The organism is Herbihabitans rhizosphaerae (genome assembly GCF_004216555.1).
Lineage (GTDB): Bacteria > Actinomycetota > Actinomycetes > Mycobacteriales > Pseudonocardiaceae > Herbihabitans > Herbihabitans rhizosphaerae.
In genome coordinates, this window is sequence record NZ_SGWQ01000004.1 from 243,531 (window position 1) to 261,998 (window position 18,468).

16 protein-coding genes are annotated in these 18,468 nt (G+C 71.6%); 8 read left to right on the forward strand and 8 right to left on the reverse strand.

From position 1 onward, the window contains the following. The first annotated feature begins 62 nt into the window (after positions 1 to 62). Positions 63 to 1,121 carry a LacI family DNA-binding transcriptional regulator gene (locus EV193_RS14530; protein WP_130344636.1) on the forward strand — a complete coding sequence of 353 codons (1,059 nt, stop codon included), beginning with the start codon at positions 63 to 65 and terminating at the stop codon, positions 1,119 to 1,121. A gap of 3 nt (positions 1,122 to 1,124) precedes the next feature. On the opposite strand, the gene EV193_RS14535 is transcribed toward EV193_RS14530, so the two are convergent. Next, complete coding sequence (locus tag EV193_RS14535; protein WP_130344637.1) at positions 1,125 to 4,115, reverse strand: AfsR/SARP family transcriptional regulator; 2,991 nt, start codon at positions 4,113 to 4,115, stop codon at positions 1,125 to 1,127. 72 nt (positions 4,116 to 4,187) lie between these two features. Here EV193_RS14535 and EV193_RS14540 point away from each other — a divergent pair, with 72 nt between their 5' ends. Continuing rightward, entirely contained in the window at positions 4,188 to 5,015 is an 828-nt protein-coding gene (locus EV193_RS14540; RefSeq protein WP_165401350.1) for a class I SAM-dependent methyltransferase, read from the forward strand. On the opposite strand, the gene EV193_RS14545 is transcribed toward EV193_RS14540, so the two are convergent. The 4 genes from EV193_RS14545 to EV193_RS14560 are packed head-to-tail and all read right to left on the reverse strand — an operon-like array spanning position 5,012 to position 8,302. Further along, positions 5,012 to 5,422, reverse strand: a complete 411-nt coding sequence (locus EV193_RS14545) for an MmcQ/YjbR family DNA-binding protein (protein WP_130344639.1) — start codon at positions 5,420 to 5,422, stop codon at positions 5,012 to 5,014. The genes EV193_RS14540 and EV193_RS14545 overlap by 4 nt on opposite strands. A gap of 33 nt (positions 5,423 to 5,455) precedes the next feature. Continuing rightward, on the reverse strand, positions 5,456 to 6,409 hold the full coding sequence (locus EV193_RS14550) for a quinone oxidoreductase family protein (RefSeq protein ID WP_130344640.1): 954 nt from the start codon (positions 6,407 to 6,409) through the stop codon (positions 5,456 to 5,458). After that, entirely contained in the window at positions 6,364 to 7,302 is a 939-nt protein-coding gene (locus EV193_RS14555; protein WP_130344641.1) for a hypothetical protein, read from the reverse strand. The genes EV193_RS14550 and EV193_RS14555 overlap by 46 nt, the downstream gene beginning before the upstream one ends. A 34-nt stretch (positions 7,303 to 7,336) precedes the next feature. Beyond that, positions 7,337 to 8,302 (reverse strand): EamA family transporter, encoded by a 966-nt coding sequence (locus EV193_RS14560; RefSeq protein ID WP_207222642.1) that lies wholly within the window; start codon positions 8,300 to 8,302, stop codon positions 7,337 to 7,339. 37 nt (positions 8,303 to 8,339) lie between these two features. Between EV193_RS14560 and EV193_RS14565 the strand changes: the two genes are divergently transcribed. Continuing rightward, on the forward strand, positions 8,340 to 9,269 hold the full coding sequence (locus EV193_RS14565; protein ID WP_130344642.1) for a LysR family transcriptional regulator: 930 nt from the start codon (positions 8,340 to 8,342) through the stop codon (positions 9,267 to 9,269). A 17-nt stretch (positions 9,270 to 9,286) separates the two neighbouring features. Here EV193_RS14565 and EV193_RS14570 read toward each other — a convergent pair whose 3' ends face one another. Beyond that, entirely contained in the window at positions 9,287 to 12,079 is a 2,793-nt protein-coding gene (locus tag EV193_RS14570; protein ID WP_130344643.1) for a S8 family serine peptidase, read from the reverse strand. Positions 12,080 to 12,250: 171 nt separating this feature from the next. Further along, positions 12,251 to 13,162 carry a serine/threonine dehydratase gene (locus EV193_RS14575; protein WP_130344644.1) on the reverse strand — a complete coding sequence of 304 codons (912 nt, stop codon included), beginning with the start codon at positions 13,160 to 13,162 and terminating at the stop codon, positions 12,251 to 12,253. A gap of 42 nt (positions 13,163 to 13,204) precedes the next feature. Here EV193_RS14575 and EV193_RS14580 point away from each other — a divergent pair, with 42 nt between their 5' ends. The 3 genes from EV193_RS14580 to EV193_RS14590 all read left to right on the forward strand — a co-directional run bounded on the left by EV193_RS14580 (position 13,205) and on the right by EV193_RS14590 (position 16,054). Then, entirely contained in the window at positions 13,205 to 14,509 is a 1,305-nt protein-coding gene (locus EV193_RS14580) for a hypothetical protein (RefSeq protein ID WP_242613387.1), read from the forward strand. 104 nt (positions 14,510 to 14,613) lie between these two features. Next, on the forward strand, positions 14,614 to 15,006 hold the full coding sequence (locus tag EV193_RS14585; protein ID WP_130344646.1) for a hypothetical protein: 393 nt from the start codon (positions 14,614 to 14,616) through the stop codon (positions 15,004 to 15,006). 58 nt (positions 15,007 to 15,064) lie between these two features. Continuing rightward, positions 15,065 to 16,054 (forward strand): uroporphyrinogen decarboxylase/cobalamine-independent methonine synthase family protein, encoded by a 990-nt coding sequence (locus tag EV193_RS14590; protein WP_130344928.1) that lies wholly within the window; start codon positions 15,065 to 15,067, stop codon positions 16,052 to 16,054. On the opposite strand, the gene EV193_RS14595 is transcribed toward EV193_RS14590, so the two are convergent. Further along, on the reverse strand, positions 16,005 to 17,018 hold the full coding sequence (locus EV193_RS14595; RefSeq protein WP_130344647.1) for a DUF6461 domain-containing protein: 1,014 nt from the start codon (positions 17,016 to 17,018) through the stop codon (positions 16,005 to 16,007). The two genes, EV193_RS14590 and EV193_RS14595, sit on opposite strands and share 50 nt — an antisense overlap. Before the next feature lie 42 nt (positions 17,019 to 17,060). Between EV193_RS14595 and EV193_RS14600 the strand changes: the two genes are divergently transcribed. Both EV193_RS14600 and EV193_RS14605 read left to right on the forward strand, forming a co-directional pair. Beyond that, positions 17,061 to 17,708, forward strand: coding sequence for a hypothetical protein (locus EV193_RS14600; protein WP_242613390.1), 648 nt, complete (start codon positions 17,061 to 17,063; stop codon positions 17,706 to 17,708). Positions 17,709 to 17,758: 50 nt separating this feature from the next. Next, the gene (locus EV193_RS14605) at positions 17,759 to 18,445 is read left to right on the forward strand and encodes a nitroreductase family protein (RefSeq protein WP_130344648.1); all 687 of its coding nucleotides are present in this window, start codon (positions 17,759 to 17,761) and stop codon (positions 18,443 to 18,445) included. Positions 18,446 to 18,468: the final 23 nt, after the last annotated feature.

The window sequence follows — 18,468 nt, forward strand, 5'->3', positions numbered from 1 at the left end:
TTCGATCGAAACGTTTCGTGTAGTGTGCACGGGACCGTCCGCGAGCGTCAAGGAAGTTCCCCATGGCCCGCACCACACGCCCAACGCTGACCCACGTGGCGGCCTCGGCCGGCGTGTCGGTGTCCACCGCGTCGCTGGCGTTCTCCGGCGCGGGCCCGGTGTCCGAGCGGACACGGCAGCGGGTGCTCGACGCGGCCGCCGAACTCGGTTACGCCGGACCCGACCCGATGGCGCGGTCACTGCGCCAGGGCCGCACCGGGATCATCGGCGTGGTGTTCGCCGAGCGGCTGCGGCACGCGTTCCGCGACCCGGTGGCGATCGCGCTGCTCGACGGGCTCGCCGAGGAGCTGGGCCCGGTCGGCCCCGGGCTGCTCGTGCTGACCGGCAACGACGAGCGGGCCGGCCCGAGCACCGAGCAGCTCGCCGCCGCGCCGCTGGACGCCGCCGTGTTCGCCACCTGCGACCTGGAGGAGGAGCCGCTCGTCGAGCCGCTGCGCGTGCGGGAGATCCCGATGGTCGGCATCGAAGGCCCGCGCATGCCCGGCGTGTCGCTGGTGGACATCGACAACATCGGCGCCTCCCGCGAGGTGACCGAGCACATCCTTTCCTTGGGGCACAAGCGAATCGCCGCCGTCGTGCTGCCGTGGCGGCCGGGTCGCCAGCGTGGGTTCCTCGATCGGGCGCGGCGGGATCTGTCCGGCTCGGTGGTGTTCGCCGACCGGCTGCGCGGCACCGAGGAGGCGATCGGCGCATCCGTCCACGCCTGGGAGGCGGCGGCCAGCACGGTGGAGGAGGGGCGGGCCGCCGGCCGGGCGCTACTGGACGTCGACGAGCCGCCCACCGCGATCGTCGCGCACAGCGACCTGCTCGCCGCCGGCGTGATCCAGGCGGCGCACGAACTCGGCCTGCGGGTGCCCGAGGACCTCAGTGTGGCCGGCTTCGACGGGATCGACACGCCGTGGCTGGACCCGCTCACCCTGACCACGGCGGTGCAGCCGATGGTGGAGAAGGGGCGGATCGCCGGCCGGATGGTGACCGACCTGCTGGCCGGCCGGACCCCGGAGGACGTGCTGCTGCCGGTGCACCTGCGAGTCGGCGGCACCACCGCGCCGCCGCGCTAGCGCTTAGCCGGAGACCGCTGCGAGCTTCTCCGCGATCTCCTCGGCTCGTGGCGCGCGGAGTTCGCGGTAGGTGGTGAGCGCCTGTTGCCAGTGCTCGACGGCCTTGTCGTGCTCGCCGTGCCGCTGGTGGAGATCGCCGAGGCCGGCGTGTGCCCGCGCGTGCTCGTACCTCGCGCCGCGGTTGGCGGCGGCGGTCATCGCGTCCAGGTGGCAGCGCCTCGCCTCGGCCGACGCACCGGCGGCGGCGTGCGTCTCGGCCGTCCCGTTCAGCACGGTGGCCTCGAGTTGCGTGCTCGACGAGGTCCGCGCGATCGCCAGCGCCTGACCGTGGAATCGCAGTGCTTCGGTGAACTCGCCGAGTCGCGTGTGGATCGTGCCGATGCGGTACAGCGCGATCGTCTCGTGGTTCGGGAATCGGGAGCGGCGCGCGATGTGCAGTGCCCGGTGTGCGCACTCGAGCGCGTCGGAGTACCGGCCGGTGTCCCGGTAGACCCCGGCGAGGGCGTACGAGGTCTGGAACTGGCCGGGCGGGTAGTCGTGTTCCTCGGCGACGGTGAACGCGTGGCGCAGGCAGCCGAGCGCGTCCTCGGGCCGGCCCTGGCGAAGGTACAACTGCGCCAGGGTGGTCAGCGGTCGCTCGGCCATCAGCCGATGCCCGAACTCGTGGAACAGGTCGGCCGACCGTCGCAGGTGCCGGATCCCGTCCTCCACCCGGCCGGCGAAGCCGCACAGGGCGCCGAGGTGGTTCAGCGTGGTCGCCTGGAAGACCCGCGCGTCCGCTTTCTCGTGCAGGGCAAGGGATTCCTCGAAGCTCCGCTCCGCGTCGGCGAACCGGTGCGCACACAGGTGCACCAGGCCCAGCGCGCGCAGCGCGATCCCCTCGGCGACCGGATCGTCGTGGTCGCGTGCGATGTCGAGTGCCCTGGTGTGCAGTCGCTCGGCGTCGTCGAGGTACATGGCGACGTCGAGGTACCAGGACAACACCCGGGACAGGCTGGTGGTGTACGCCGGCAGGCCACGCGCGGCGGCGGATTCCGCCACGCGGATCAGGTTGGCGCGCTCCCGGTCGAGCCAGCTCAACGCGGCGCCGTAGTCGGACAGATTCGGCGCCGCGGCGACCGGGGAGTCGGGCAGGTTCAGCTCGTTGATCTCCAGGTCGTCCGGGGCGAGGAACCGCACCGCCCGCGACGCGGTGTGCAGGTAGTAGTCGAGCAGGCGGGTGAGTGCGCCGACGCGCTCGGCCGGAGTGTCGACGGTCTCGGTGAGCTCGGCGGCGTAGGTCGCGAGCAGATCGTGCAGGACGTACCGCTGGCCGGCGGTCTCGTCCACGAGGTGCGCTCGGACCAGCGTGTCGAGCAGGCGCCGGGTGGTTCGTGGGCTGTCGCCGCCGGTGAGCGCGGTGAGGGAGTGAACGTCGGTGTCGTGTCCGGGGTGCACCCCGAACAGCCGGAACAGGCGAGCGGCCTCGGGCTCGAGCCGGCGGTAGGAGGTGGCGAACACGGCCCGCACCGACGTGTCGGGGTCGCCGCTGTCGAGCAGGTCGAGCCGGGCGCGCTCGTCGGCGAGTTCGGTGACGAGTTCGGCCACGGCTCGCTCGCGGACCCGCTCGGCGGCGATGCGCAGGGCCAGTGGCAGCCGGACGCAGCGTTCGATCAGCTCGGCGGCGGCCTCGGGTTCGGCGTGGTAGCGCTCGCCGAGCAGTTCCCCGAGCAGGTCGTGTGCCTCCTCGGCGGTCATGCGGCCGAGGGCGACGCGGTGCGCACCCTCGCGCGCCACCAGTCCGCTGAGCGAGTCGCGGCTGGTGACCAGCACGAAGCAGGTGTCGGTGCCCGGCAGCAGCGGCCGGATCTGCGCGGTCGAGTGGGCGTTGTCCAGCAGGATCAGCAGATTCTTCCGGTCGACCGCGGTGCGGAAGCGCGCCGCGCGCTCGGTCGGCTCCTGCGGGATCGCGGCGCCGTCCAGACCGAGAGCGCGCAGCAGTGCGGTGAGCGTCTCGTCGGCCGACAGCGGTTGGTCGGGGCCGTATCCGCGAAGATCGACATACAGTTGACCGTCGTGGAACCGGTCCCTGTTCCGGTGCGCCCACCGCACCGCGAGCGCCGTCTTCCCCGCGCCGCCGGTGCCCGTGATCGCCGCGACCGGTGCCGTCGCCTCGGTCAGCAGCCGGTCGAGTCGCGCCAGTTCCGCCGTCCGGCCGACGAATCCGGCGGCGTCGCGCGGGAGCTGGGCCGGGACGGCGTGCGCCGGTGCGGTGACCTCGATTCGCTCGCCGCGCAGGATCTGCCCTTCCAGAGCCCGCAGTTCGGGGCCGGGATCGAGGCCGAGATCCTCGGCCAGCACGTCGCGCGCGCCGCGGTAGGCGGCCAGCGCGTCCGCCTGCCGGCCGCTCAGGTACAGCGCCGTCATCAGCAGGCCGTGCAGCCGCTCCCGAAGCGGATGCTGGCGCACCAGGTCGGTCAGTTCACCGGTCACCTCGGCGTGCCGGCCGAGCCGAAGCTCCGCGGCGTGCAGCTGTTCCACCGCGACCAGCCGGCGTTCGGACAGCCGCTGGATCTCGCCGAGCAGATCGGGAACGTCGAAGCCCTGATAGGGACTGCCACGCCACAGGTCCAGCGCCTCGCGAGTCAGCTCGACGCACCGCCGCGGGTCGGCCGCGCTCGCCTCGTCGAGCAGCGCACCGAACTGATCGGCGTCCAGCTCGCCGGCCCGCACCCGCAGGCAGTAGCCGCTCGGGCCGAAGGAGAGCCGCTCGGGATCGTCGAGCGTGCCGCGCAACCGGTGCACCTGCACCTGGAGCCGCCGCAGGCCGGCCGCGTCTTGGCCGTCCTGGCGCCCCCACAGGGTGTCCAGGAGCGTGCTCGCCGCCACCGGCTCGTTCGCGCGGGCGAGGAGCACGGCCAGCAGGTTCCGGCGCAGCGTTCCGGAGACGGTGACCGCGTCGCCGTCGCGGTGCACTCGCAGCGGCCCCAGCACCTCGAACCGCACGACCGTCATCCTCCCCACCGGTTCTGATCAGCTTAGCCGGACGTAAGTGCCGTGTAAGCGGGTCGACGCAGGATGGCGCGCATGACCGTCGAGAGCCGCGCCGCGAAGCACGAGTACCACCTGGACACCGCGTCCCACCTCGGACGCAAGCAGGTGAGCTATCTGGAGGAGCTGCTGGACGCCCGGACCACGGCCTACCTCGACGAGATCGGAATCGAAGCCGGCCAGCGGTGCCTGGAGCTGGGAGCCGGCGGCGGCTCGATCACCCGCTGGCTCGCCGAGCGAACCGGCCCGACCGGCACGGTGGTCAGCGTCGACCTGGACGTCGACTACGTCACCGCGGAGCCCGGCGTGGACGTGCACCGGCACGACATCAACGACGGCTTGCCGGTCGCCGGGCCGTTCGACCTCATCCACGCCCGGCTCCTGCTCATGCACCTGCCGCGCCGCGTGGAGATCCTCAGGACCCTCGTCGACGCGCTCGCTCCCGGCGGATGGCTGGTGATCGGCGACTTCAGTGATCGCCCCCGGCGGGTGCTCAGCGCACCGACCCCGGCCGACGAGCGGGTGTTCGACCGGGTGCAGCACGTCGCCCACACCTTTCTGGCCCGCGAGGTGGGTGTCTCGATGACCTGGGCACACGAGGTCGATCAGCACATGGCCGACGCCGGTCTCACCGACATCAGCGGGCAGGAGTACTCGCGGACCGTCGCGGGCGGCACCACCGGATGCCTGCTGCATCGCAACTACGTTCTGCAACTCCACGAGCGGCTGATCAGCGGCGGGATCACCGAGGACGAGCTGGCGCGATACCGCACGCTGATGCTCGAGCCGCGCTTCCGCGCCTGGTTCTACCAGTTCGTCTGCACCTGGGGCCGCAAGCCGCGGAAGGCACGGCGGCGCCGCTAGACCGGCCCGTGCACCAGTGCGGCCAGCTTCTTGGGCGCCCGCACGCAGTAGCTGTCGGTCAGCAGCTCGGCGACCTCGTCCCAGTCGACGCCGTCGTCGATGATCATGCCGATCACCTCCGGGCTCCAGTCCGGCTTGAAGAACGGGTGGCCCGCGTTGCTCAGCGCGTGCAACTCGTCGCCGGTGGAGCGGAACGTCAGCGAGCAGATCGACTCGGCGGTGCCGGCCGCCCTGGCGTAGGCGCGCTGCCGCTCGGGATCGATCGTGGCCACGTGCGCGAAGGTCTTCTTGCGAATCCGCCAGCGCACGCCCACCCAGGCCGGCTCCTGGTACGCCTCGGGCAGCGCGAGACACACCCGGCTCAGCCTGCTGAGTACGTCGGGCGGCACGTCGGCGCGATCGGTCACGGCGGGGAACGCTACCCGCGCGGACCGACAGTCCTATGTCTTCGGGTCGAGCACCAGTTTGCCGGTCGTACGGCGGGAACGGATGTCCTCGTGTGCCCGCCGCGCCTCGGACAGCGGGTAGTCGCCGCCGGCGATCGCGCGCAGCTTTCCCTCACGCGCCAAGGAGAACAGCTCCTGCATCGCGCGCGGCACCAGGCCCGGCCGGGCGTACGCGTGCGGCAGCCACAGCCCGCTGACCGTGGTCGAGTGCGACAGCAGATTGGGCATCGCGACCGGCTTCGGCGGCACCCGGCTCGCCATGCCGTAGAACACCAGCCGGCCCAGCGGCGCGAGCGCGACCAGGCTGGCGTCGGTCACCGGACCACCGGTCATCTCCAGTACGACGTCCACCCGCCGGCCCTCGTTGGCTTCGATGATCGCCGCCGTGAGGTCCTCGGACGCCGGATCGATCGCCACGTCCGCGCCCAGCTCCAGCGCCAGATCGCGCTTGGCCTGACTGCTCGCCGTCGCGATCACCCGCCCCGCGCCGAACGATTTGGCCAACTGCACGGCGAGCGTCCCGACCCCGCCGGCCGCCGCGTGCACCACCACCGACTCGCCCTGCTCCAGGTGCGCGCTGGTGCGCAGCAGCAGCCAGGCGGTCAGGCCCTGGACCACGATCGCCAGCGCCGTGGTGTCGTCCAACTCGTCCGGCACCTCGAACGCGGTGAACTCGGGCGCCACCGCCTGCTCGGCGTACCCGCCGGTGGTGACCTGCGCGACCATCCGGCGGCCGTCGGCGGCACGGCCGACCACCTCGTTGCCCGGGATCAGCGGCAGCGACGCCGGCGCGAGGTAGGTGTTCTCCGCGTTGTGCGTGTCCGCGTAGTTGACGCCGGCCCGCGACACGTCGATCAGCAGCTCGCCCGCCTTCGCCTCGGGCGCGGGCACGTCGGCAAGCCTCAGGACGTCGGGGCCGCCGAACTCGGTGATCTGGATGGCTCGCATTCCTCGACCCTACTGGTGAGTACACCGCGGAGCGCGGCGACGCCGGCGACCACCAGCGCCAGCACCGCGGCGACCGTGGCGATCTCGGCGAGCAGCGGCGCGTCCAGCGGATGCGTGTCGGTGAACGACTCGACGGTGATGATCGCGGCGAGCACGCCGTAGGAGCCGATGCCCAGCCACAGCACCCGATCGCGGGCGGCACGTGTCCACGTCGTGAACGACAGCAGCCAGTCCAGCGCGGGCAGTACGAGAATCGCGTGCATCAGCACCGCGTGCGCCGGCTTGAGCGAACCCGCCGCCGAATAGGCCGCCGTCGGGTCACCGGACCGGGAGATGATCACGCCCTTGGCGATCATCGCGGCGCCGATTCCCAACGCGCCGACAAAGGCGAGCATGCTGACTCGAATGGCCAAACGCATGCGGGGCAACGCTTCCGCGCTTCGGAACATGGCCACCGTGAGGATGCCGATCGTGATGATGATGACCGCGCCGCCGGCGGCGAGCACGGTGGAGATCGTGCTGTCGAACGCCGTCTCGCGGTTGAAGTGCGACGCCACTCCGCGCCAGGTCTGCATGGACACCAGGCCCACTTCGAGCACGCACGCGGCGGTGAACCCGCCGAGCCCGATGGCGCGCGTCCTTCGTCCCATGTGGACAAACGAGGTCACCCACGCGACGGTCGCCAGGGTGAGTCCGAACGACAGGCCGAACGTGACGGCCTTGCGCCATGACAGCGGGCCCTCCCACGATCCGCCGTCGGCGTACAGGACCACGACGTGGAACAAGCCGCTGACGAACAGCACCGCGCCGACGAGGTAGGCGATCCGCTCGACCCGCCGGCCCTCGGTCCACGAGGTCGCCAGCCTGGTTCCGATCGCGCGCACAGTGGCCATGGGTACATGGTCGTGTGCGGGCGGCATGCGCGCATCAGCGCACGGGCGTGGGTTCGCCTACGTCGCCCTGCGTAGGCGTGCCGGTGATCCGCTCGGGCCGCCGCACGCCGATCACCCCGACCAGGACGCCGCCGACGATCAGCAGGCCGGCGAGGATTCGCGGCAGGCTGACCGACTCGTCCACGAACAGCCACGCCGAGCCCATCCCGAACACCGGCACCAGCAGGGAGAACGGCGCGACCGTCGACGCCGAGTAGGTGCGAATGAGGTAGCCCCAGGTGCCGAATCCGAGCACGGTGGCGACCAGCCCGACGTAGAGCACCGCGGCGACGGCCGACCACGGCACCGTGCGCAGCGCCTCCCAGTCGGCCCGCGGCCCGTCCACGATCAGCGACAGCGTGGTCAGCGGGAGCACGGCCAGCGCGCCGACCCACACCATGAACCGCAGGTTGTCCGGCGGCGCGGCCTTGCGGATGATCACGTTGCTCACGCCCCACATCGCGGCGGCGCCGATGGCGAGCGCGAACGCGGTCAGCGGGGCGGTCGCGCCGAGGTCCAGCGCGATCAGCCCGACTCCGACGAACGCGACCAGCAGGCCGAGTTTCTGCCTGCCGCCAAGGCGTTCCCCGAGCAGGGTGGTGGCCAGGATCGCGGTGAACAGCGCCTGCGACTGCAACACCAGCGAGGACAGGCCCGGCGGCATGCCCTCCGCCATCCCGAAGAACAGCAGGCTGAACTTGAGCACGCCGAGGGTGAGCGCGACCAGGGCCACCCAGCGCCACGGCACGCCGGGGTGGCGCAGGAAGAAGATCGCCGGGACCGCGGCGACGAAGAACCGCAGCGCGTTGAACAACAGCGGTGGGAAGTGGTCGAGTCCGGCGGTGATCACGACGAAGTTGAAGCCCCACGCCGCGGCCAGCGCGACGGCGAGGAACAGGTGCGCGGTGGTCATCCGGTGTGGCACGCCCTCACGGTCGTCTCCGACCAGCGTGAAGCACAAGTTAATTATGGTCGCCTCGTTGAGTTAGCATCGCTACATGTTCGACCTGACCAGGCTGCGTGTGCTGCGTGCGGTCGCCGACCAGGGCACCCTGGCCGCGGCGGCCGACGTGTTGCACCTCACGCCGTCCGCGGTGTCCCAGCAGGTGTCCAAGCTGGAGCGGGAGGCCAAGTGCACGCTGATCGAGCGGCACGGCCGTGGCTCCCGGCTCACCGAGGAGGGGCTGCTGCTGGCCAAGCACGCCGAGACGATCCTCGCCGCGGTGGAGGCGGCCGAGGCCGACCTGGACGAGCGGCGCGGTCAGGTGGTGGGCCGGCTCGCCGTCGGCGCGTTCGCCACGGCGGCGCGCGGCCTGTTGCCGGAGGTGCTCGTCGATTTGACTGAGCGGCACCCCGGCCTGCGGATCACGATGCGCGAGATCGAGCCCTACCAGGCGATCGCCGCGGTGTCGCGCGGAGACCTCGACGTGGTGGTCACCCAGGACTGGGCCAACGTGCCGATCACCGTCCCGGAGCGACTGTCCACAATGGAGATCGGCACCGATCCGGCGGACGTGGCGCTGCGCGACGATCACCGGCTGGCCGGCCGCGGCTGGCTGTCGTTCGACGAGCTGATCGAGGAGCGGTGGATCATCTCCACGCCCGGCACGATCTGCCTGGACTGGCTCACCTCGACGTTTCGCGCCAAGGGCCACGAGCCGGACATCGCGCACTACGCCGCCGAGTTCCCGACCCAGCTCGCGCTCGTGTCGGCCGGCCTCGGCATCGCGCTGATCCCGCGCCTTGCCGGCGACTCGGTGCCGGCCGACGTGCTGCTGGTGCCCGTGCGCCCCACGATGTCGCGGCGGATCTTCGCGGTGTGGCGCGAGGAGAGCGGTCGCCGGCCGGCACTGCGCGCGTTCGCCGAAGAGCTGCGCCGGCAGTGGAAACGCCGTGCCCGGGGCTCGACCCGCAGCAGGGTCGGGTGAGCCCCGGGCACCCCCGGTCATGGTCCTGTCGGTGTCACATATCCGTTGGCGTGCAAGGAAACCGCGCGCACGGTGCCGGTGTCGTCGGCCACTGTGTCGATTACCGTGAAGGTCCACGTGCCGTCCACCGCGTCGGCCCGCAGGCGGTCGAGCGCTTGGTCCGGCCGCCAGGTTCCGGTGAACGGCGCCTCGGCGGAGAACGCGGACGCGAACGCCCGCGCCGCCGTGTCGTCGAACACCACCTGGCACATGTTGTTGCCGCCGCCTCCGCCTCCGGCGAACACCACCGCGCTGGCCCCGGACGGCGAGGTGAGCGTGCCGACCATGTCCGCGACCCACGTGTGGTCGATGCCGACGGTGGTGGAACCCGCTGTGGCGGAACAGGTCTGGCCGTCCACGGAGAACGCCAGCTTCGACGCGCGCCCCACACCGGACACGGTGATCGGCACGGTCGCGCCGAGCGGGCTGTCGTCCGGAATGGCGACCGGCGCGCCGGCGTAGGCGAAGTGGTTCACCACCGGCGAGGATTGCCCCACCTCGGCGGTGAAGGTCACCGTTGTGGGTGACAGCGCGCCGGCGAAGGTGACCCTCGTGTCGATCCGCACCGGCAGTCCGACCGGATGCGACGCCGGAATCGTGAGCTGGAACGTGTTCACCACGGTCTGCCCGCGATCCACCGTGCCGTAGGACTTCGACCTCGGCGCGATCGTCACGCCCGGCGTCGGCGAGGTGAGCACGACGCTGGTGGACACGGCCGGCGCGTCGCCCGAGTTGGTCACCGGCAGCGTGATCGTCGCCGTGTCACCCGGGTCGAGATACGCCCCGCCGTCGTTGGCGCGGATCGTCGGATTCGCCGCCCTGGCACGAGGTTGCGGGCTGGCGCCGGTGTAGGCGAGCACCCGGTCGACCATGATCATCCCCGCGCCGGCCCGGTTGTCGACACCCGGCGCGCCGAGGTCGATCGCGGTGTTGATCAACGCCTCGCGCACCTCCGAGTCGGGCAGCCCCGGGTTGCCGGACAGCACCAGCCCGGCGATCGCCGCGGCGTGCGGCGCGGACGCCGACGTGCCGAAGAACGGATCGAAGTCCTGCACGCTGGTGCGCACGCCGTCGGCCGCGGTGATGTCCGGCTTCTGCCGCACCTCGCCGCCGGTGGAGCCCACGTCGCCCGGCGTGATCGGCGTGCCGTCGGCCTCGTAGAAAACCCGTCGTGGCCCGTCGGAGGTGAACCGCTCGAGCGAGCTTGCCGCGTCGTAGGCACCCGGGAACGGGCCGCGCGGGTTCGGCGGATCACCCGGCTCCAGGTCGAACGGCAGCGGCAGGTTCGCCGGCGCCGCCGCGACGCTGAACGCCTTGCGGGCGGCGGAATGCCCGAGCGTCACGCCCGGTGTGCTGAACGCCTTGAGCCCGTCGGTCGAGTCGGTGAACCGCCCGCGCAGCGCGGACAGCGACACGTACCGGTCGGCGCCGGCGAACTTCACGACGGCCAGCCGCAGGCCGGGCATCAGGGCGGTCGGCGTGTTCAGCCGCTCGTACGGATCCTGGGTGCCGTCCTGGTAGTCCTGGCTCGCCGCGATCACGTCGCCCGCCGCGTTCAGCAGGTACAGGTCGTAGTCGTTGCCGGACGCACCGATCGGGTCCGACCAGTGCAGGGTCACCGGCACGCCGCGCGACTCGGCGGACAGCGGCTGGAAGATCTGCGTGCCCGGTCCGGGGTCGAAGTCGTGCGCGTGGCCCGCCCACTTGCCGATCACCTGGCCGGAGTTGACGTAGTCGCCCTCCCAGTGGCCCGCGGTCCCGTCGACGGTGTTGCCCTCGTTGCCGGCCGAGGAGAAGTACAGCGCGCCGGCCGTGGTCACGTCGTTCACCGCCTGCGCGATGATCCAGTCCTGGAACGGCGACTCCTTGAAGTACAGGACGTCGTCCACGATCACGTCGCAGCCGGCCTGGAAGCGCAGCGCCCTGATGTTGTCGGCGAAGCTCGCGTCGCTGGTGAACGCGGTGGCGTAGCCGAGGTCGGCGCCGGGCGCGACGTCGTGGATGATCTCCAGCATCGCGGTGCCCTCGTCACCGTCGCCGGCCTGGCCGGGCAGCACGTCGACCGGGCCGAGTTCGCCCGCGGCCTGCGAGGTGGACAGCGAGTCCACGCCGTCGGACAGCGCGCAGATCTTCACCCCGACCCCGGTCACGCCGAACTGCTGGCGCGCGGTGTCGGCGTTGTGCGCGCGATCGCCCTCGCTGATGATCGGGGCGGCGCGATCGGTCAGCGCCCGCCGCGTGTTCTCCGCGATGCGATTCGCCTTGTCCTGCTTGGATTCCGGCTTGCGCTGCCGGGGGTTGGCGCGCGCGGTGATCGCCTCGCCGGCGACCTCGACGGCCTTCACGTCGGGGCGGGCGGCGAGCGCGGTGACGGCGGTCAGCGGCACCTCGGCGCGCACCGAGTCGTAGCGGTGCGACACCGCGCGCACGCCGGCGCCGGAGCGGGTGAGCTGGGCGATCAGGTCCGGTGACACGGAGGTGGTTCGGATGTCCACGGTCACCGTGCTGGCGGGGGAGACCAAGGCGGCGGGGGCGAGCCGGGGGAGCGCGGCGGACCGTTCCTGGCGGGCGCGCTCGACCGTGATCCGGCTGTCTACTTTGGACTCTTCCTTGGCGCTGGCCTTGATCTTCTGCAGCGCTTCGATCTGCCGAAACGCGTTGTCCTGAGGGGAAAGTGGCGGTGCCGATGGTGCTGCCGTGGCCGGCGACGCCAGCCCGACAGCGGTGAGCAGGGCAGCCGCGACGGCGACAACGGGTCTTCGGAGACGCAACGGGTTCCTCCAGATGCCATGCGTGCCCCGACTCACGACCTCTGGACGCCAACGTATGTGGGACTTGTTGGCGGATCAGCGTCCGTTCGGGTGAAGTACCCGCAGAGTGGTTACCACTCACCACAGTGCTAGCGACAAGGTCATCGACGACGAGAAACCAGAGTTCTGAGACTAGCTGGGCAGCCACTCCGTGTTCGCACCGCAGATGATCAGCGCGGGCAGCTCACCGGGCACCCGGTCGGCCAGCCACGCGGCGAACCCGACCGCAGCTGCCGGCTCCACGGCGAGCCGCAGCTCCTCCCAGAGCCGATCCCTGGCGGCCACGATCTCCTTGTCCGCCACCAGGATCGACTCCACGCCGGTCGCGGTGAGGATCGCCAGCGGAAGGTCGCCGACCCGGTTGGCGCCCAGCCCGGACGCCGCCACCGAGTCCACAGTGGACTCGACAGGGTGGCCGGCCTCGAGCGCGTCGTGCAGGCACGGGCACCCCTTCGGCTCCACCGCGATGATCGCCCGCCCGCCGGCCGCGACCGCGGCACCCGCGATCAGCCCACCGCCGCCCACCGCGACGACGATCGAGTCGACGTCCGGCGCGTCCTCGATGATCTCCGCCGTGACCGTGCCCTGGCCGGCGATCACGTGCGGGTCGTCGTACGGGTGCAGGTAGAGGTTGCCCGGCTCGGTGCCCTCCTGAGCCGCCGTGGTGAACGCCGCGCCCGAGTCGTCGTGCCGCACGACGCGCGCGCCCGCCTCGACCATCCTGCGCGTCTTGAGCTCCGGCACGAAGCTCGGCGCGTGCACGGTCACCGGCACGCCGAGCGTGGACGCCGCGGTCGCGACGGCCAGCCCGTGGTTGCCGCCGGACGCGGTGACCACCCGCTCGGGCCGCTCGCCGGCGAGCAGTTTGTTGGTGGCGCCGCGGAGTTTGAACGAGCCGGTGCGCTGGAGCTGCTCCAGTTTCAGGACCAGCGGCCGGCCGTCGATCTCGGTGCGCAGGATCGGCGTGCGGCGGACGTGGCCGGAGATGCGCTCGGCGGCGGCCGCGACGTCGGCGGCGGCCGGAGTTGGCGCGGGGGTGGTCATGTCATCAATGATGCACAAAGACTCGGGTGTGGGGTGGTTTCGGTGTCCGTCGTGGTGTTCGCGCTGGCCTGGTGGCTCGGGCTGTACCTGCTCGCCCGCGGTCCGGCCAAGCCGGTGCTGTGCCGGGCGGGTGTCGGGCTGCTCGGTTACGCCGTGGCGGTGGCCGCGCGTGAACTGCTGGACGGCGCGTTCGCCGACCGGGTCGGGCTGGTGTTGCTCGCCGTGCCGGGCGTGGCGTGGACGGGTGTCGTAGTGCGACTGCTGCCCGGTGAGCATGACCGGTGGTGGCTGCGCGGCGTGCTCCCGGCGTACGCGGTGGCGTCGGCCGCCGTGCTCGGGTTCGGCGGCGGGGTGACGGCCGGGTTGCTCGTGGCGGTGGTGCTCGCGCCGTTGGCCGCCGCACTCGGCCTGCTCGTGCTGCACCGGGCGGCGCTGCGGCCGCGGGCTGCCGGCCGGTTGATCGTGGTGGCGACGCTGCTGTTCGGACTGGGCGCGGTGTCGCTGGTACTCGGGCTGGACGTGCTGCCGGACGCTCTGCTGCTGGGGATGATCGGCGCCGACCTGGTGCTGCTCGGCGTGACGGTGGCCGTGTTCGACGCGTTCGACGAGGGCGAGGCGCTGCGCGCGGACATGGCGCGCTCGTTCGTGGTGTGCGCGGCGACCGCGGTGCTGTTCGGCGGGCAGGTCGGCCTCGCGCTGCTGCTGACCGAGTCGCGGCCGGCGCTGGTCGCGCTGCTGTACGGCACCCTCGCGGCGGCCATCGCGATCCAGGTGCTGGCCCGCCCGCTGCAGACGGCGGCCGACCGCGTGGTGTTCCGGCCCGCGTTGACCGAGGCGCGCTCGGAGCTGCGGCGGGTGGCCGATGGTCTGCCGCGGCGCGACGAGGACGCGCGGGTGGCCGGGCTCGACGAGGAGGAGTTCGCCCGCCTGGTGCGCCGCGCGCTGAGCAACTACGGCGATCTCGGCAAGCTGGTGTCGAGTCCGCTGGCCGGGCTGCCCGCGATCGGCGAGCGGCTGGTGGCGCGCGGGGTGGCCGACGCGCCGATCGCCCGTGCCACGGAATTGAAGGCGTTGCTGCGCGAGAGTGTCACCCGGCTGAAACCGTCCGACGGTGATTTCGGCACCAGTGAGGAATGGCGCTACTACAACGCGCTGCATTTCTACTACGTCGTGGGAATTCGCCCGTACAGCGTGCGCACGAAACGCGCCGACGTGGATCCCGTTTCGCGGAAGGCACTCGCCTGGTTCGTGGACCAGGTACCCGAGCGCACGTTGCACAACTGGCAGAACGCGGGCGCCAAACTGGTCGCGGCCGATCTTCGGGCCACTCTGCTTCGAGCGAGCTGACCTGCGACAACGCCAAGCTGGCAGTAGTTGGCAGCGTTCGTGCTGTCGCTGGCAGTGCCGATCTTCCTACCGTCACCGGTGTTCCTGTCGACGGAGGAGGAGAAATGACGACGAAAACGGCTACCGGTACCGATCTGCTGCGACTCGCGTTGCGTATCGACGGTGTCGCGACACCCGCGAGCGGAGTCGCGCTGATGGTGATCGCGGGCCTGGTCGATTCCGACCTGGGTATTCCGTTCGGATTCCTGATCGGACTGGGCGTGTTCTACGTGTTGTTCGGCGGCGCCGTGTTCGCCGTGTCGAGCCAGCCGGTGATCAACCGGCGCGCGGCGGGCGCGGTGGTGGTCGTGAACCTGGTGTACGCCCTGGACAGCGTGATCATGGTGGCGGCCGGCATGTTCGACCTGACCACGCTCGGAGCGATCGCGGTGCTCGCCGTGGCGGCCGGCGTGGCCGGGATCGCGGGCCTGCAGTGGTACGCGCTGCGGCGGGCCTAGTCTTGCGCGGGTGATCACCCCACCCTGGACCGCCGGCACCTCGACCGCGGTCGGCTCCATGCCGGGAGTCGACCCGGCCGAGGCGTCCGCCGTGGTCGCCGGTGAGCTGCCCGAGCTGCCGCACCTGCCGGAGTTGCCGGCGCGCGGGCTCGGCGCGGACATGATCGGCCGGACGGCCGGCCTGCTCGTGGACCTCGCGGTGCAGGTCGTGCCGTCCGGGTACCGGGTGGCCGCGCACCCTGGCCGGGAGCACCGCACGATCGTGGACCTGATGCGGCGCGACCTGGACGCCTTCGAAGAGGCGCTCGAGCGTGGCGGGTTGCGGCCGGACGTGGTGAAGGTGCAGGTCGCGGGCCCGTGGACGCTCACCTCGGGCATCGAGTTGCCGCGCGGGCACCGGGTGCTGACCGACGCCGGAGCACTCCGCGAGTTCGCCGAGTCGCTGTCCGAGGGGCTGGCGACGCACATCGCCGAGGTGCAGCGCCGGTCCGGTGCGAAGGTCGTCGTGCAGTTCGACGAGCCGTCGTTGCCGACCGTGCTCGCCGGCGCGCTGTCGACACCCTCGGGCTACGGCACGGTGCCCGCGGTCGCCGAGCCGGAGGCGCGGGACCTGCTGGAGCGCATGGTGAACACGGCGCGCCGTGCGGGTGCGGCCGCCGTGGTGGCGCACTGCTGCGCGCGCCGGCCGCCGGTGACCCTGCTGCGAGAGTCCGGTGTGGACGGTGTGTCACTGGACGCCACGCTGCTCGCCGGCGCGCCGGCCGCGTTGTTCGACGAGCTGGGGGAGACCTGGGACGCCGGCACGGTGCTGTTCCTCGGGCTCGTCCCATCGACCGATCCCGGCCGGCCGGTGAGCCTCGCGGACCTGGCCAAGCCGGCACTCGAACTCGTTGACCGGCTTGGGTTTCCGCGTTCGTTTCTGGCCGAGCGCGCCGTGCCGACGCCGGCGTGCGGGCTGGCCGGAGCGACTCCGGACTGGGCCCACCGCGCGCTCACCCTCACCCGCGATCTCGGCCGCGCCTTCGTCGAGCCGCCCGATTCCTGGTGATCCGGCTCATCGTGTTGACCACGAGCCAGTCGCCGAAGTGGGTCTGGTGGTCGATCGCCCACCCCGCGAGGGTGATCGCCGAGCCGTCGCCGGTCGCCGCGGCCACGATGGACCGGCGTGCGTCCCGCAGGCGCCCGCTGGCACTGTCCACTTGAGACTGGACGGCCTCGATCGCTTGCGGCGCCACGGGTTCTCCCGCTCGGAGTCGACGCAGGATCTCCACGGCGGCAGGGTCGTCGAGGCCGGTCGCCCGTGCGGCGTGTTCGACGGCGATCACGGCGAGTAGGCGCGGATCGGCGGCGGTCGGGTCCGCGATCAGCGCGGCGATCTCGGGGTCGGTCAGCGCGGGATGGTCGGCGTAGTCGGCGAGCACGACGTCCTCCGGTAGCTCGTCGATCACCGCGCTGAGCTGCGGTGTGGTGAGCCACTCGACGGTCAGCCGGATGCCGGTTTCCTTCTCCAGCAAGGCAAGACGGGCGCCGTAGAGGCCGTTCTCGCCGAGCGGCAGCCCGTCGGCGGCTCGATGCGCCCCGTCGGTGTCAGGACCGCGCACGTCGTCCGGGTAGAACAGCGGATCGAACGACCACACCATCCGCCCGTCGCGGGCGAGCACGATCTCGGCCACCGCGTTGACGTTCCAGAACACCGTCAGGCTGGAGCCGCCGTCCTCGGTCAGCGCGCGCTGCACCTCCGGGCGGGTGCACTGGAAACCGTTGGGTTCGACGACGAGCACCTTGCCGTCGATTTCGCCGGCCATCGCGGTCTGGCGCAGGTCCTGATATGACCCGGCCAGGTCGAACGTCTCCTCGGCGTCGCGCCGGTCGAACGTGCCGACATCGGCGCCCATTCGACGTAGCACGTCCTCGGCTGACGCGCTCTCCACGACGGTCACGCACAGCGCCTCACTCAGCGACTCGTCTTCGCCGAGCAGATCCTGGTAGTGGGCAATGATCTCTTCGGTCACCGTGTGGACGCTAGCGCAGGTGGATGCGTCACCATGGGGGTTATGCGATTTCCGTGGCGGCGCAAGGACAAGCCCGAGACCGTGCGGCTGGAGCGGCCCGACGTCGCCGCCGAGCGGTTCTGGCAGGGCTGGCACGAGCTGCTGCCCGAGATCAGCGCCGCGCTGGGGGACAACGAGCCCGGCCGGGTCGAGCACCAGTTGTGCGAGTTGATCGCGATCGTCCACCCGCGACTGCACTTCGCGCTCGAACGCGGCCAGCGGTCCATCTACGGGCTGGTGATCAGCGCGCAGGAGGACCCGGCCGTGCGCCCGTACACCGACGCGTGGAAGGCCGCCGCGCCGCCGGACGACGCGATCTGGGAGTTCCACGACTCGGTACCGCCGGTGCCCGACCCGTCCGAGGTCACGGTCAACCTCGGCGCGCACCGCATCTCGCTGGCCGACATCCGCGTGGTCGCGCAGGTGGACGACGAGGCGGGCGTGGTGGACGTCGCCGTGTACCACCCGGCGATGTCCGAACTGGACGACGCCTCGCGCGACGCGATGACGTTCCTCCCGCTGGACGCGGCGCTCGGCGAGCGGCTCGCCGGTGAGCGGTTGCGCCGGGTGGAGACCGCGCAGGCCGAGCCGGCCGAGACCATCTCCCTGGTCGAGCTGCGCGACATGGTGCGCGCCCTGGCCGAAAGCTGACTCCGTTCGGACGCTGTGGCGCTCGCCGCCGGAGTGCTATACCGGGCTGTGTGACCTGGACTTCTCTGCACGGCAGCCCGTACACCCCGGTCGCCTACCACCCGCCGAGGTTGGGCGCGACGGAATCGGCGCGGATCTCCACGGAGTTGGCGCACCGCATGGACGAGCGGCGTACCGTGCGCGCCTTCGCGCCCGATTCGGTGGATGAACACCTGGTGCTGAACGCGATCAAGGTCGCGTCCACCGCGCCGTCCGGTGCGCACCAGCAGCCGTGGACGTTCGTCCTCGTGGAGGATCCTGTTGTGCGCCAACGGATCCGCGCCGCCACCGAGGAGGAGGAACGCAAGTCCTACGCTGGCCGGCTCGGTGAGGAGTGGTTGGACGCCCTGCGCCCGCTGGGGACCGACGAGCACAAGCCGCACCTGACCGACGCGCCGTACCTGATCGTGGTGTTCTGCCAGCGCTACTACCTCGGCCCGGACGGCGAGAAGCGCAAGCACTACTACGTCGATGAGTCGGTCGGCATCGCCGTCGGCATGCTGCTGACCGCGCTGCACCTGTCCGGCCTCGCCGCGCTCACCCACACCCCGAGCCCGATGAGGTTCCTGGCCGAGGTGCTCGGCCGGCCACGCAACGAGAAGGCCTTCGCGGTCATCCCGGTCGGCTATCCCGCCGCCGACGCGGAGGTGCCGAACCTGACCCGCAAATCGCTTGATCAGGTCATGGTGCGTGTCTGACCAATGTCGGCCGCGCTGACTAC